Below are 13,722 nucleotides of genomic sequence, written 5' to 3'. Positions count from 1 at the left end.
CAATGATGCATCAATTCCTGCCAGACGTGACCATTGTCCGGAAAAGCGTGCGCCAGCCGCCTATTTGCGGACCGTGATGCCTTCGTCGATGGTGCCGTACATCGTGATGCTGCCGGTGCCCGCGCCCGAACCGCCGCCGCCCTGTGCACATGCACTGAGCAGCAATGTCGCGGCAACGACGGCCAGAAGAGTTTTCATGACAGCGAGTTTCCTGCTAGGACAGACTTTGATTCTAGCCTGGCGGCCATGCCCGGCACTGAAGCACGGTGTGCGGCACCGACGGCGGTCCTGCGCGCCGCCAGAGCGCGATTTGGATAGCGGCAGCGATGCTGGCCCGCGGCGCCGCCAAAGCGCGTTTTGGGGCCTTTGCTCACCTTCCCTTCCCACGACGCCTGCCAGGTTTTCGTAGCTGCTGCATTCAACACTTCACGCTAAGCTGAAACATCGAATCGCGCAGCCCGATACAGTGGACTGCATGGCGCGCCTAACCGCGCCGCCCTCCGGAGACGCCAAATGCCAGCCACTCTCGCAGACGAACAGAACCACTTTCCCGGCTTGAGCCGCATCGGCGCGTTGCTCGCCGACCCCGGCCGCGCCGCCATGCTGTGGGCGCTGATGGACGGCAGCGCCCGCCCGGCCGGCGAACTGACGATGATCGCCGGGCTCTCGCCATCGGCGGCCAGCGCCCATCTCGCGCGTCTGACCGACGGCGGCCTGCTCGCGCTCGAAGTGCGCGGCCGGCATCGCTATTTCCGGATCGCGTCGCCGGATATCGCCGCGTCGATCGAAGCGCTTGCCAATGTCGCGCAAGTCAGCGCGCCGCAGCGTCCCGTGCCGCGACCCGTGCGCACCGTGCCGCTCGACATGCGTTACGCGCGCACTTGCTACGACCATATGGCCGGCGAATTGTCGGTGCGCGTGTTCGAGCGGCTGGTCGAAGGCGGCCTGCTGACGCTGCACGGCACGTCGCTGGAAGCCACCACCGAGGGCGCCGCCCGCCTCGCCGACTGGGGCATCGACATGTCGGCGCAGAAAAGCCGGCGCCGCCGCTTTGCCTGCACCTGCCCCGACTGGAGCGAGCGGCGTCCGCACCTGGGCGGCGCCCTCGGCGCGGCGCTGCTGGATTCGTGGACGTCGCATGGCTGGGTCGAGCGCACCGAACGGCCGCGAATCCTTCGCATCACGCCGGCCGGTCACCGCCATTTCGATGCGTTTCTCGCTGCGTGAGGCACGCCCGACTGTCTGACGCGGTTACACGAAATCGGCAATCAGCTTACGAATCGCCTTATCGAGACCTTTTGTTACACGGTGGTGAGGCAGCCTTACAAAAGTGCGGGCCTTGAAACAAACGCCGCGGGTACAGTGACTGCACGGATGCCGCAAGATGCCGCGTCCGTCGGAGCCAAATCATGAGAACAGTCACCCCACACCGCCATTCGAACCGCCGGGTTATCGGCTATACGCTGATCGCAGCCGCCACGTTCCTCTTTGCAGGCCAGGCCACCTTCGCTCAGGAAATCCAGGAGGCGCCGCAGAACGCCGCCGCCACCCAGGACACCGATCCGCCCGGCCGCGTCGCGCGCCTGAACTACACGGCGGGCGCCGTGACCACCGAGCCGGCCGGCGCCACCGACTGGTCGTATGCGCAGATCAACCGTCCGCTCACCACCGGCGACCAGTTGTGGAACGATCAAAACGCGCGCTCGGAGCTGCATATCGGCTCGACCGCGGTGCGCCTCGGCCCGTCCACCAGCCTCGATCTACTGAATCTCGACGACAACAGCGCCCAGCTCAAAGTCGCGCAGGGCACGTTGTCGGCGCGCGTGCGTGAACTTGCGCCCGGCTCGTCCTATGAGATCGATACGCCGAATCTCGCGCTCAGCCTGGACGGCCCCGGCGACTATCGCGTCGACGTCGCGCCGGACGGCAGCAGCACGACCGTCACCGTGCGCAGCGGCGGCGCCACGGTGTACGGCGACAGCGGCCAGGTGCCGGTCGCGGCCGGCCAGCAGATCCGCTTCGGCGGCACCAACCTGCAACAGGCCGCCGACAACGGCGCACCCGGTCTCGACGGCTTCGATCAGTGGGCCGCCAGCCGCGACGCTGCGGAAGACCGCTCGGTGTCGGCACGCTACGTGTCGCGCGACATTCCCGGCTACCAGGATCTCGACGCCAATGGCACGTGGCAAAGCACGCCGCAGTACGGCGAAGTGTGGGTGCCGCGCGGTACGCCCGCCGGCTGGGCGCCGTATCACGACGGCCATTGGGTCTGGCAGGCGCCGTGGGGCTGGACCTGGGTCGACGACGCGCCGTGGGGCTTCGCGCCCTATCACTACGGTCGCTGGGCCCAGGTCGACGATACGTGGGCATGGGTGCCGGGGCCGGTCGCGGTCAGCGAGCCGCCCGTCTACGCACCGGCCCTCGTCGCCTTCGTAGGCGGCGGTGGCGGCGGCGTGAACTGGGGCGTGGATCTGGCGATCGGCGGAGCGGTGGCGGCCGGTGTCGCGTGGTTCCCGCTCGGCCCAGGCGAGCCGTGGCATCCGCACTGGGGCAATCACGATCACTGGAGCCCGGGCTACTACAACCGCGTCAACCGGACGACGATCGTCAACAACTACAACCGCAACGTGAATGTGACCAACATTCACAACACGTATATCAACTACCGCGCGCCGGGCGGCGTGACCGCGGTGCCGGCGACGGCCTTCGTGCACGGCCAGCCTGTTGGGCGCTTCGCCCAGAAGGTCGATCCGCGGCAATGGCGCAATGCGCAGATCAACCCGGGCGGGCCGGGAATCGCGCCGGTGCACGAGAGCTTCGGGCCAGGTCTGCGCAACGCGAATTACCGCCCACCCGCGGCGGTGATGACGCGTCCGGTCGTGGCGACCCGTAGTCCGGCGATGCCGGCGGCTTACCACGACAGTCTCGCGCAGCGTTTCGCGCAAAGCGGTGGGCGGGTGCCGGGCGCCGGTCAGCCTATCGTTCGAACCTCGGTGCCGGCGCACATGGCGGGCGGACCGAGCGCGCTGCCGGTGCAGAACGTGCGGGTCGTGCAGTCGCATATCGCCGGACGTGCGCCGGGGATGGCGCCGGGCGCGCCGGTTGTTGGACCTAACGGCATGCAGCAGCAGGCCGGACAGCGGCCGGGTGAGGCGCCGCATGGCGGCGAACCGCAAGCGCGGCCGGGCATGCCGCCGCAAATCGCCAATCAGCGGCCGCAGCCTGGTGAGATGGGACATCCGTCGAACGGTGTGCCGCGTCCGCCGCAAGCGAACATCGGCAATCCGGCGGCGATGGGGCAACAGCAGCAGCAGCAGCGAGGTATGCCGCAGCAGGCGGGTCAGCAGCCAGGTGTGAACGGGCGGCACGAGCCGGCCTGGACTCAGCCGCATACGCCGATGGCGCAGCAGGCACAGCAAGCCCAGCAGCGCGGCGGTCCGCAGCCGCAAGCGGGACGGCCGGAGTTTGCGCAACAACCCGGTGCGCAGCAGCACGGCGCGCCACGCCCGGTCGAGAACCCGGCGGTCCAGCAACAACAGCAGCAGGCGCGTCAGCAGGAGATTCGGCCGCAACAGCAGCCGCAGGTCCAAGCGCAGCGTCAGCCTGAGCCGCAGGCGCCGCGTCCGGCGGAAGTCCAGGCGCAGCAGCAACCGCGTAAGGAATATCATCCGCAGCCCATGCAGCAACCGACGCAGCAGCCGCGTCAGGAACCGCGCCCCGAGCCACGCCAGCAACAGGCGCAGCAACAGCCTCGGCCGGAGTTTCATCCGCAGCCGCAACAGCAACAACAACAGCAGCCGCGTCCCGAGCCGCGCCAGCAGCAGGTGCAGCAACAACCTCGGCCCGAGTTTCATCCGCAGCCGCAACAGCAGCAGCAACAGCAGCCGCGTCCCGAACCGCGCCAGCAGCAGGTGCAGCAACAACCTCGGCCGGAGTTTCATCCGCAACCGCAGCCGCAGCAGCAGCCGCGTCCGCAGCAGGCGCAGCAGCCACATCCTCAAGCGCAGCCGCAGCACGGCGAACAGCATTCGGGCGGCGGCAACCGCGACGAGCATCACAAAGGCTGAGCATCTTCCGCCTGCCAACTGGCAGGGAGCATAAAAAAACCGCCGCGATTCGCATCGCGGCGGTTTTTTTTTGCGCGAGCGGGCCGCTTACCGACCCGACCGACGATCAAACAGCCATCGGCGCCGTGAGCGGCTCGTGATGCCGGTAGCCGACCAGCGAGAAATCCGACGGCTCGATCTTTTCAAGCCATTCCGGCTCGTACACACCGGTTTTCGCGTACTCCGGCACGCGCTCCGACATCGCGAAGGCCGGGCTTTCGTACGGCTCGCGCGTGAGCTGCTGCTGCAACATGTCGAGCTGATTCTCGTAGATATGCGCGTCGCCGATGAAATAGGTGAACCAGCGCGGCGTGTACCCCGTCAGGCGACCGACCAGATGCAGCAACGCCGCGCCTTCGGTCAGATTGAACGGCGTGCCGAGCCCGACGTCGTTGCTGCGAATGTACAGGCACAGCGAAATCTCCTTGCGCACCACGTTCGGCAGGAACTGATACAGCAGATGGCAAGCCGGCAACGCGATCTGATCCAGCACGGCAGGATTCCACGCATGAAACAAAATGCGTCGATCGGCCGGGTTCTGCATGATCGTGTCCACGCACTGGCGCAGCTGGTCGATCGCTTTGTACAACAGCACTTTGCGGCTGCCGTCTTCATCGAACTCGGTCACCACCTGGAAGCCGCGTGCGGTCGCATCGGCAAGCTGCGCGCTCGCGGTCGCGTCCAGCACCTTGTAAGCCGGCCACTGGCGCCACTGCACGCCGTACACGTCGCCGAGATCGTCCGGCCCTTGGCGATAGGGATTCGCGAGCCATTGCGGATTCTGGTTGGCGTTCGCGTCCCACACCTTGCAGCCGAGGTCGCGGAAATCCGCGGCGCTGCGCGAGGCGCGCAGGAACCCGACCAGTTCGCCCACCGCCGATTTGAACGCCAACTTTTTCGTGGTGACCGCGGGAAAACCTTCCTGAAGGTCGAAGCGCAACATCGCGCCCGGCATGCTGATGGTGCGGATGCCAGTGCGGTTCTCCTGCCACGTGCCGGTGTCGAGAATCGTGCGGACGAGGTCGAGGTATTGTTTCATTCGGGTTCCTTCGACGAGACGCTGACCGGGTCGATCCGGGCGCCACGGAGATTGAGCGGAAAACCCGATTTTAACAAGCGCGACGGGACGACGCCCGGTCACGGCGCGCGGCATCGAAAATATCGAGGGAAAAGGTGACGCGAGGTAGTGCGAGGTTGGGGCGAGCGGACGGCACGCGGCCGGTCACAGGACCGCTCGATGCGCGCTGGACGAACCACTGAAATCGTTTACCGGCCCACGAGACCCGCGAGGCCCGTCAAACGATTTACAGATGCGGCACCGAAGCCGGCAATTCGCCGTGCGGCGTGGCGAGCGGCTCCCCTTCCATATGGCGCATGCCGTGCGAGCACAGCAGCCGGTACAACGTGACGCGCGAGATGCCGAGTTCCTGCGCGGCGTCGCCGAGACGTCCGCGGTGACGCAACAGCGCCAGTTCGATCGCCTGACGTTCGGCCGCTTCACGCGCCTGCGCGAGCGACACCGGCACGATCTCCACATATTCCGCGAGTTCGAGATCGCGCGCCGTGATCGCGCGCCCTTCCGACATCACGATGGCGCGCCGCACGCGGTTGATCAACTCGCGCACATTGCCCGGCCAGCCGTAGTTATGCAGCGCCGCGATCGCGTCCGGCGCGAAGCCGCGCAAGCGGCGGCTTGCATCTTTCTTGAAACGTTCCAGCATGTGCCGCGCCAGCAGTTCGATATCCTTGCCGCGCGCGCGCAGCGGCGGTTCGTCGATCTGCAACACGCACAGGCGGTGGTAGAGGTCGGAACGGAACCGTCCTTCGATCATCGCCGCGGTCATATCCACGTGGGTGGCTGAGATGATCCGCACGTCGACGTCGATCGCGCCGTGCCCGCCCAGCCGCTCCACCTTGCGCTCCTGCAGGAAGCGCAGCAGGCTCGCCTGGCTTTCTAGCGGCAGGTCGCCGATTTCGTCGAGAAAGAGCGTGCCGCCGTTCGCCGCTTCCACCCGGCCGATCTTGCGCTGATTGGCGCCGGTGAACGCGCCGCGTTCGTAGCCGAATAGTTCGGATTGCAGCAGATGCGGCGGAATCGCGCCGCAGTTGATCGGCACGAAAGGCGCATTGCGCCGCGCCGAGCGTTCGTGAATCGCGACCGCCGTCAGTTCCTTGCCGGTGCCCGATTCGCCCGAGATGAACACCGGTGCGTCGGTCATCGCCACTTTGCGGATAGAACGGAACAGCGCGAGCATGGCGTCGCACGAGCCGACCATTTCGCCTTCGGCGCCTTGCGAGGCATCGTTGGAAGCCGTTTCGCCGAGGGAGATCATGCCGTAGGCGTGACCGACCGAATCGACGATCCTGTCGCCCGAATACGGCACCGTCACGTAGTCGAAACAATAATCGCGCACGAGCCGACGCAACGCGGCGTCCTGCAATTGCCCCGGCATGGTGGCCGCAACCCAGCCGACGTTCGGCATGGTCAGGCAGGATTCGAAGGCGGCGATTTCGTGTGGCTGAAATTCGCTAGACAGATCAAGCAGGCCGCCAGCCGCCATTCCGGCGCGAACTGCCCGGCGCACGTCGCGCGCCGACCCTACGACTTCCACATGCCAGCCGCGCTGGTGAAACCGAGTATTCAGCTCCGCGCTCGGATCGCGCGAAACGTAAATCAGTTGCCGCGTTGCGGGTTCCATTATTCAGATCCTCTCGTCAACGAACGTTAAGGATGACGCACGCACCTGAAACAAGTTCAGACACGCTGACTCGTTCGGGATTCGCGATATAGCAAAAACCGAACGGCCATTCCATTCCGTGCGGACAGCTGATCCCCAAGAAAGCGGCGTGTGTGTTTGAGACGGCCCGTTAGCGGGCTTTTTTAAATCTGAAGCTCTTTTTCGAGAGCTTACTATACGCGCGCCGCTTGGAAAACAATTATGCGAATTTAATCGCGCACTCCTTACCCAGCGCCGCTGCGCGGGCGATAAAGACTTATTCAGCCGACGAATAAATCATTAGTGGAAGCGCTTTTCCTGGCGTAGACCCCATGGTAGTTCGTACCGGCCGGATTAACGAATTACAGGTATTTCCTGCTCACCGTTTCAACGCTGAAACGTTTTTGTCCGTTTTCTCAATTGTGACTCCCGCGTTTTGACTCGCCTGCCGATGCATCAATGGATTGCGAGCGATGGCACACGTTTCGCTAAATGTCATGCACCAAGGAGACACATCATGCGACTCGCTTTCCGCATCGATCTGGGCAAGGTTGCACCATGCGCGGCACTTTGCACCGCAATCGCACTAATCGTGCTGCCCATTAGCGCCAACGCACAGGAAGCCGGAGAGGCTCCATCCGCCACGCTGACGGAATCCGCCGACCCAGGCTCCGCCACCTTCGCGAACACCACGATCGCCGCGCCCTCTTCATCCGACACGACGACGCGCACCGCCATCGCTTTCCCCCAGCTTGCCGCCAACGTGCTGAGCATTCCGGCCGATGGTGCATCCGTGAACGATTTTTCGCTCGACGACCAGGTGCTCTCGCGGCAACGCGGCGGCGCGGTCGGCATGGTGATGGTCGCCACCACACCGCAACTCATGCGCGGCAACGGCGGCAGCGGCAACAGCGTGACGCTGTGGGATGAGATCGCCCCGCCCTCGCCCTTGCCGATTCCGATCGACGCGGCGCGCGCCGCACAGGGCAACATCGCCAACTACCAAAGAAAGTAGCCGAACAAATTAACGAAGCAAAAAACAGGGGTGGCGGTGTGGCGGATACACCGCCCGCGAACAAGAAAACACAAGACGCAAGCAAGGACCGACATGACTACCTCCATCCGGACGCCGCGCGCACTCAGGTCGCGCGTGTCGGCGCACACCTCGTTGCCGGCGGCACTGGCAAGCGTCCTGGTCCTGCTCAGCGCCTCTTTTACCGTCGACGCCATCGCGCAGCAGGCCGTCAATCCGGGCGACATCATCGTCGAGCGCACGATTACACCGCGCGATGCATTCGTACCGGTGCCGAAGAGTCAGGACCCGGTCGCCGTGCGCGCCACCACTTTCCCGGCCAACTCATTCAATCCGGCGGTCGCGACGATCGTGGGCGATACCGATCTGACGAATGCGCACGGGTCCAGCGGCGTGGCAGCCGGCGGCGTGCTCGGCGACACCGGCATGCAGGCGGTCACCCAGATCCTCAGCGGCAAAGCCACCGGCAATAACGTAGCGCTCAATTCCGGCGGCATCGGCCTGCCCGCGCCGGGCATCGGCGGGACCATCAGCTCGTCGGTGACGGGCGCGCTGGCACCGCTGTCGAACACGCTCACTGGCGCGCTCGGAGGGTTGAAATGAGCCCGCTCGTGAATCCGCTCATTAGCCAGCTCAAGCTCCGTTCGCTGCAAGCGGCGCTGTGCGTCTGCATGGGCGCCGCCCTGGTGGCGAGCCACGCCCACGCGCAGTCGGTACCGACGATCGGCGCCACCTCGACCATCGCCAACGGCGCCGCAGCCGGCGTGACGGGCGCGTTCGCCGTCAACGAAACGGCCGGTCTGAACAACGCGCAGGCCAACCAGATCACCGTGTCGACCGGCGGCGTGGTCGGCAACGACAACGCCAGCGTGCAAAGCGCCACGGTGGCCGCGAAGGTCACGAACGCGCGGGCGTCGATCGAAGCCAATGCTTTCTCGAATTCTTCCGGTGCGGTGCTGGTGAACCAGTCCGCCGGAGCAGGAAATCTGCAGCGCAACAGCACTCAATTGGGCACTGCCGCGCTCGGAGTCGAGACCGTCTCGGATGGGGAGCTATCCGCGGCGGCCCCGAAAAACGGAGGTCTGGGGCAATCAGTCGGGGTTCATAGCGTACGCGAGGCAACCATCTCCAACGATGCATTCAAGAACGTCAGCGGGATCGTGCAGATCAACCAGACGGCCGGCGCCGGTAATGCCACGGCAAACAGTTTTGTGCTCCGTCCCCCGGCGGGCACTTTTTTTAACTGATGACATTTAAAGTATCGGAGCGAATCATGAAGCGCACTCTTATTGCCGCAGCCGTTCTCGTTGCCGCATCCGGCAGCGCGTTTGCCGCGCCGCAAAAGGCCTATCTGTTCAATGCCACGCTGGTCGGCGAAGCGATCGGCGTCGAAGGTTGGGTCGGCCTGTACGGCTGCGTCCACGTGTCCAGCACGGCGGGCGCGGTGATCAACAACAGCCAGTCGGTCAACGTCCACGCGACGCTCAACCCGCAAGCGCAGAGCTACACGACCGGCCGCGTGACGACGACCGTCAACAACAATAGCTCGTCGATCAAGGGCAGCGGCTCGGTCTTCGCCGTGGCATCGCAGAGCCACTCGACTTCGTCGTCGGGCGCGCAGGGCTATCAGGCATCGGGCGGCTACGTGTATGGCAGCCAGAGCGCGTCGGTGGCGGGCGGCGGCTATCAGACCAGCCAGCAGGCAGCGGCGATTACCGGCGGCTTCACGCACACCAGCCAGAACTCGGGCGGCCATATCGCAGCGGGCGGCTCGATCGGCGGCAACTACAACTATTCGGGCATCAACACGCCGTTCGGCGGCGGCGGGCGATTCCATGCATCAGGCGGACTCCAGGCCGGCTACAACGAATCCAGCTACGCCAACACATCGGGCGTGGCCGGCGGCTTCGAAGCATCGGAAGCATCCGGACAGGGCAAGGTGTGGGGCTACAAGGCTAGCGAAGGTTCGGGCCTTGCGGCGGTCGGCGAACAATCGTCCGGCTACACGACCAGCCGGACCTCGTCCTCCGATGCTTATGCCGCGGCATTCGGCGTCGACGCAAGCCTCACCACGACCGACGTGACGACCCGGGGTTCGGTGACGCAGCACACCAACACGCAAGCGGCCGCCACGCTGACCGCCACCACCGGCACCAATGCGGCCAACGGCGTCTCGGGCAACCTGGGCATCAACATCGCGGAAGGCATCAGCAACGCCCAGAGCAATGACGTGTCGCTGGCCTCGGTCGATATCGGCAACGTGTTCGGCAATGCGCAGATCTTCAGCACGCAATCGTCGAGCGGCACCGCCCGGATCAATAACTTCAATCTGAATGCGTCGATCGGGGATGGCTCGCTGTCGGGGGTGACGGGCAACGTCGGAGTGAACGTCGCCTCGGGCATCGGCAACATCCAAAACAACAGCCTCGCCGGTGCTGTGACGACGACCAAGGCGGGCAACGCGCTGACCACGGCGATGGTCGCCACGGATGACAACTCGCAAACCGCCGGCATGACGGTCACGGGTCAATTCCAGGGCACCGCGATGCTGGGTGCCAACTCGCTGGCCAACGCGTCCGGCAACATCGGCGTGAATATCGCCGGCGGCGCGGGGAACCTGCAGCACAACGGCCTCGCGATCGCTGCGCTGAACAGCGGCCACTAAGCCGGCGACAGGCAGAAGAAGCCAGGCAAGTAGTTGGGGAGGACGCGCCGGCAGCCATCGCAGCGGCCGGCGCGTAAAGAAGGGGGAGACCAGCATGTCGGGGTTCAAGAGGTACCCGGCGCTACAGTTCGCCGTAGCGCTGGCCAGTTGCACGCTGTGCGTGGGCCAGAGTTACGCGCAGGCGAGCATCGACACGTCCACGCTGGCGGGCGTTCCGTTGAAAAAGACGGTCCGCTCGATGAAGGACATCCGCTACAGCCACATCGTCAATCAGCAGTTCGATTACAGCTGCGGTGCGGCGGCGCTGGCTACGCTCCTCAAATACGGCTATGGCATCGATATTCCGGAAACCGAACTGATCAGTCGGATGATGGTGTTCTCCACGCCCGAAGTCGTTGTCAAGAATGGCTTCTCCATGCTCGACATGAAGAAATTCGTCGAGACCATCGGTTTGCGCGGCCGCGGCTTCCGGGTCAACGCCGACGCGCTCCAGCACTTGCAGATTCCCGTGATGGTTCTGATGAACATCGACGGGTACGAGCATTTCGTGATCATCAAGCATGCCCAGGATGGCCGCGTGTTCATCGCGGATCCCGCCCTCGGCAATCGCATCCTGCTCGAAGAGGACTTCATCCGGACCTGGAACGGTCTGGTGTTCGCGGTCCTCGGCAAACCCTTCAGGGAGGATTCCCCGCTCTTGCAGGACAACGAGTCGCTGGCGCTCAAGCTGCGCGCCAGCGCGCTGGCCAACGGCACCGCTGCGACTCCCTTTGTCGAGTACGGCTTGATCAAGGCAGACCTGTTCTGAACCGACCATGAAGCAACACCTCACCCAGCTCGGGCTCGCGATCTGCACCATGATGTGCGGCTTAAGCGGAATAAGCGGCAGCGCCCAGGCAGCATCAGGCACCGGCTCGCCACCGTTGCCTGAATTTCTCGCTTCTCATGACAGCGGTTCCGGCGCCGTCAAGGTACAGATGGTGGACGACGATGTCCTCGCCGGCCAGACCGGCAAGTATGCCGGCGGCACGATGATCTCCGGCTTCGTTCTGAACATCATCTCGCAATGGCGACTGCCCAACGGCGTGACCGCCCTCGCCCAGGGCACGCTCGGCGCGGCCCAGAACGCGCTCGGCCAGGTGACCACCAGCGTCAGCACGCTCGCGAGCGTGACCGGCGGCGGCCCCGGCAGCCACACCAATGCGGCCAATTCGGGAGCCAATCCCAACGCTCAGGTCAACGGAGGCCAGAGCATCACGGTCAACGGTGTTTCACAAGTGACACAGGTGGCGGGCGACCGTAACAGCAGCGCCAACTCCGCACTCATCGATTTCAACAACAACGCCGTGACGCTGGCGGGCACCGCCAATGCCCCGTCAGCCTCGGCCAGCAATTCGACCGGCTCCGTTAAAGCCGGCATCTCGTTCGGCAGCAACGGCATCAGTGTCGCGCTGCAGACGCCGGCTGGGCTCGCCACCCAGACCGTCATACCGGGCAACGGGCAGATCGCCCAGTTGCTGCAGATTGCAGGCAATAACCAGCAAGTCGCCAACGCCTTGCAGCTGCATTTGCAAACTCAGCCAATGTCGGCCTCGATGATCCGCCAGTTAGGCGTACTACAAGCTCTGCAAAACAGGAGATAGGCACGCGGGCCGCCACCCGCCGACCGTAGCAAGGCAGTACAGGTAGGCCGCGCGCCGTCAGGACCGGTGACGCGCAGCCGGAACACCGGGGGAACACAAAATGAACAATCTTTCATCGAAGAAGGTGCCGCGCATGGCACTGGCGGCCATTCCGGCCGCCGTCATGCTGTTCGCACTTTCGCAAGGGGCGGGCGCCCAGGCGCTCGCTGGACAATCGGTCGAAGAACGTTTGAATACGTTGATGCGGGTCGTCGATGAACAACAGCGGCAGATTCATTCACTCGAGCGCCAGATGACCAATCTGGAGATGTCGCAACGCGGTCGCGGCGTACCGGGCGCCGGCGCGCCGGCCGGCAGCGAAGCCGTGGCCGAACAGCCCGGTGCCGATGGCTTGCCGGTGCCGCTGCCGACGCTCGCCCAGCTCAATCCCGGCACCCCCGCGACCGGCGGCAACACGGGTACGGCGACCGGCGTGCCCGTCTATCCGCCGCCGCCCGCAGGCAGCAGCGCGGGCGGCCTGCCGCCCGCGAGCGACGGCAGCGGCGCCATCGGCCAGACGCAGAAAGCGGCCGAACCGGTGCGCACGCAGGCCGAAGAAGCGGTCGTGCAGCGCGAGCATGCCCCGCTCTTCGACCACAAGCTGACGATGGACTGGGGTATCAGCGACACCTACTACGATCGCCGTCAGTTGCAGTTGTCGGGCTTCCTCGCGCTCGACGCGATTTTCCTCGGCAACATCAACCTGGGCGAGACCAAGTCGCACCAGGTAATGGCGGACCTCGACACGCGCTACGGCCTGACCGACCGCATGAGTATCGACGTCGACGTGCCGTACATCTACCGGCATAGCAACTTCATCGTGGGTGGCGCGGGCGGCGCGGCCAGCACGATGTCGGATGCAGCGGTGAACAGCAGCAATATCGGCGACGTCAACTTCGGGATCTACTATCAGTTCCTGAAGGAGACCAACAGCCTGCCGGACGTGGTCGGCAGCCTGCGCATCAAGGCGCCGACCGGCACCTCGCCGTTCGGCGAGAAGCTGGTGCAGCTGGACGCCAACAACACCAATCTGGTGGCGCCGAGCAAGCTGCCCACCGGCACGGGCTTCTGGAACATCACGGCCGGCGTCTCGCTGTTGAAGACCTATGACCCGGTCGTGCTGTTCGGCAGCCTCTCTTACACCTACAACATCGCGCGCTCGTTTGCGGACATCTCGTCGGTGCAAGGCCAAACCCAGCCGGCGACGGTCAAGCTCGGCGACATCGTGCAGTTCGGCGGCGGCGTGGCGCTCGCATTCTCCGACAAGGACTCGGCCAGCATTTCCTACACGCTGGCGCTCGCACCCGAATCGAAGACGCGCGCGCCCGGGGGCTCATACGAAAAAGTGCCGGGCAGCGAGACGACCGCCGCGGCGCTCAATTTTGGCCTGAACCACGTCGTGAACAAGCACCTGACCATCAACGGCTCGGTCTCCGTGGGCTTGACGCCCGACGCGCCGAACTTCGTGGTCGGCATGCGGTTCCCCTACACATTCTGACGTGCCAACGATACGAGGTCG

12 protein-coding genes are annotated in these 13,722 nt (G+C 65.0%); 9 read left to right on the top strand and 3 right to left on the bottom strand.

Annotated features, from left to right (window positions below; translation table 11 throughout):
- Positions 1–60 precede the first annotated feature (60 nt).
- Positions 61–198, bottom strand: coding sequence for a hypothetical protein (locus P0D73_RS34505; protein WP_408181074.1), 138 nt, complete (start codon positions 196–198; stop codon positions 61–63).
- Between the two features lie 315 nt (positions 199–513).
- Between P0D73_RS34505 and P0D73_RS34500 the strand changes: the two genes are divergently transcribed.
- Both P0D73_RS34500 and P0D73_RS34495 read left to right on the top strand, forming a co-directional pair.
- A complete protein-coding gene (locus P0D73_RS34500; protein WP_408181075.1) occupies positions 514–1,227 on the top strand; it encodes an ArsR/SmtB family transcription factor in 714 nt (237 codons plus the stop codon).
- 182 nt (positions 1,228–1,409) lie between these two features.
- The gene (locus P0D73_RS34495; protein WP_408434884.1) at positions 1,410–4,067 is read left to right on the top strand and encodes a DUF6600 domain-containing protein; all 2,658 of its coding nucleotides are present in this window, start codon (positions 1,410–1,412) and stop codon (positions 4,065–4,067) included.
- 106 nt (positions 4,068–4,173) lie between these two features.
- On the opposite strand, the gene P0D73_RS34490 is transcribed toward P0D73_RS34495, so the two are convergent.
- Positions 4,174–5,145 carry a thymidylate synthase gene (locus P0D73_RS34490; RefSeq protein WP_408434882.1) on the bottom strand — a complete coding sequence of 324 codons (972 nt, stop codon included), beginning with the start codon at positions 5,143–5,145 and terminating at the stop codon, positions 4,174–4,176.
- Positions 5,146–5,410: 265 nt separating this feature from the next.
- On the bottom strand, positions 5,411–6,805 hold the full coding sequence (locus P0D73_RS34485; RefSeq protein ID WP_106283797.1) for a sigma-54 dependent transcriptional regulator: 1,395 nt from the start codon (positions 6,803–6,805) through the stop codon (positions 5,411–5,413).
- Between the two features lie 535 nt (positions 6,806–7,340).
- Between P0D73_RS34485 and P0D73_RS34480 the strand changes: the two genes are divergently transcribed.
- The 7 genes from P0D73_RS34480 (at position 7,341) to P0D73_RS34450 (ending at position 13,701) form a co-directional block, all read left to right on the top strand.
- A complete protein-coding gene (locus P0D73_RS34480; protein ID WP_408434880.1) occupies positions 7,341–7,838 on the top strand; it encodes a hypothetical protein in 498 nt (165 codons plus the stop codon).
- A gap of 93 nt (positions 7,839–7,931) precedes the next feature.
- The gene (locus P0D73_RS34475) at positions 7,932–8,459 is read left to right on the top strand and encodes a FapA family amyloid fibril periplasmic chaperone (RefSeq protein WP_408318330.1); all 528 of its coding nucleotides are present in this window, start codon (positions 7,932–7,934) and stop codon (positions 8,457–8,459) included.
- The gene (locus P0D73_RS34470) at positions 8,456–9,103 is read left to right on the top strand and encodes a FapB/FapC family functional amyloid domain-containing protein (RefSeq protein WP_408318332.1); all 648 of its coding nucleotides are present in this window, start codon (positions 8,456–8,458) and stop codon (positions 9,101–9,103) included. Before P0D73_RS34475 ends, P0D73_RS34470 begins: the two co-directional genes overlap by 4 nt.
- Positions 9,104–9,129: 26 nt before the next feature.
- Positions 9,130–10,521, top strand: a complete 1,392-nt coding sequence (locus P0D73_RS34465) for a FapB/FapC family functional amyloid domain-containing protein (protein ID WP_408318334.1) — start codon at positions 9,130–9,132, stop codon at positions 10,519–10,521.
- Between the two features lie 94 nt (positions 10,522–10,615).
- The gene (locus P0D73_RS34460) at positions 10,616–11,329 is read left to right on the top strand and encodes a C39 family peptidase (protein WP_408318336.1); all 714 of its coding nucleotides are present in this window, start codon (positions 10,616–10,618) and stop codon (positions 11,327–11,329) included.
- 7 nt (positions 11,330–11,336) lie between these two features.
- Positions 11,337–12,164, top strand: coding sequence for a peptidase C39 (locus tag P0D73_RS34455; protein ID WP_408434878.1), 828 nt, complete (start codon positions 11,337–11,339; stop codon positions 12,162–12,164).
- 100 nt (positions 12,165–12,264) lie between these two features.
- Positions 12,265–13,701, top strand: coding sequence for a hypothetical protein (locus tag P0D73_RS34450; protein ID WP_408318340.1), 1,437 nt, complete (start codon positions 12,265–12,267; stop codon positions 13,699–13,701).
- The last annotated feature ends 21 nt before the right edge of the window (positions 13,702–13,722 follow it).

The organism is Paraburkholderia sp. RL18-101-BIB-B, from assembly GCF_046026985.1.
In the GTDB taxonomy this organism is placed as follows: Bacteria; Pseudomonadota; Gammaproteobacteria; order Burkholderiales; family Burkholderiaceae; genus Paraburkholderia.
This window is presented reverse-complemented; position numbering and strand designations above follow the sequence as displayed.

What these genes read in the sequence shown, in the direction of transcription:
- P0D73_RS34460 (WP_408318336.1), top strand. Translation starts at nt 10,616, where the DNA reads ATGTCGGGGTTCAAGAGGTACCCGGCGCTACAGTTCGCCGTAGCGCTG.
- P0D73_RS34450 (WP_408318340.1), top strand. Translation starts at nt 12,265, where the DNA reads ATGAACAATCTTTCATCGAAGAAGGTGCCGCGCATGGCACTGGCGGCC.
- P0D73_RS34470 (WP_408318332.1), top strand. Translation starts at nt 8,456, where the DNA reads ATGAGCCCGCTCGTGAATCCGCTCATTAGCCAGCTCAAGCTCCGTTCG.
- P0D73_RS34480 (WP_408434880.1), top strand. Translation starts at nt 7,341, where the DNA reads ATGCGACTCGCTTTCCGCATCGATCTGGGCAAGGTTGCACCATGCGCG.
- P0D73_RS34500 (WP_408181075.1), top strand. Translation starts at nt 514, where the DNA reads ATGCCAGCCACTCTCGCAGACGAACAGAACCACTTTCCCGGCTTGAGC.
- P0D73_RS34490 (WP_408434882.1), bottom strand. Translation starts at nt 5,145, where the DNA reads ATGAAACAATACCTCGACCTCGTCCGCACGATTCTCGACACCGGCACG.
- P0D73_RS34475 (WP_408318330.1), top strand. Translation starts at nt 7,932, where the DNA reads ATGACTACCTCCATCCGGACGCCGCGCGCACTCAGGTCGCGCGTGTCG.
- P0D73_RS34505 (WP_408181074.1), bottom strand. Translation starts at nt 198, where the DNA reads ATGAAAACTCTTCTGGCCGTCGTTGCCGCGACATTGCTGCTCAGTGCA.
- P0D73_RS34455 (WP_408434878.1), top strand. Translation starts at nt 11,337, where the DNA reads ATGAAGCAACACCTCACCCAGCTCGGGCTCGCGATCTGCACCATGATG.
- P0D73_RS34465 (WP_408318334.1), top strand. Translation starts at nt 9,130, where the DNA reads ATGAAGCGCACTCTTATTGCCGCAGCCGTTCTCGTTGCCGCATCCGGC.
- P0D73_RS34485 (WP_106283797.1), bottom strand. Translation starts at nt 6,805, where the DNA reads ATGGAACCCGCAACGCGGCAACTGATTTACGTTTCGCGCGATCCGAGC.
- P0D73_RS34495 (WP_408434884.1), top strand. Translation starts at nt 1,410, where the DNA reads ATGAGAACAGTCACCCCACACCGCCATTCGAACCGCCGGGTTATCGGC.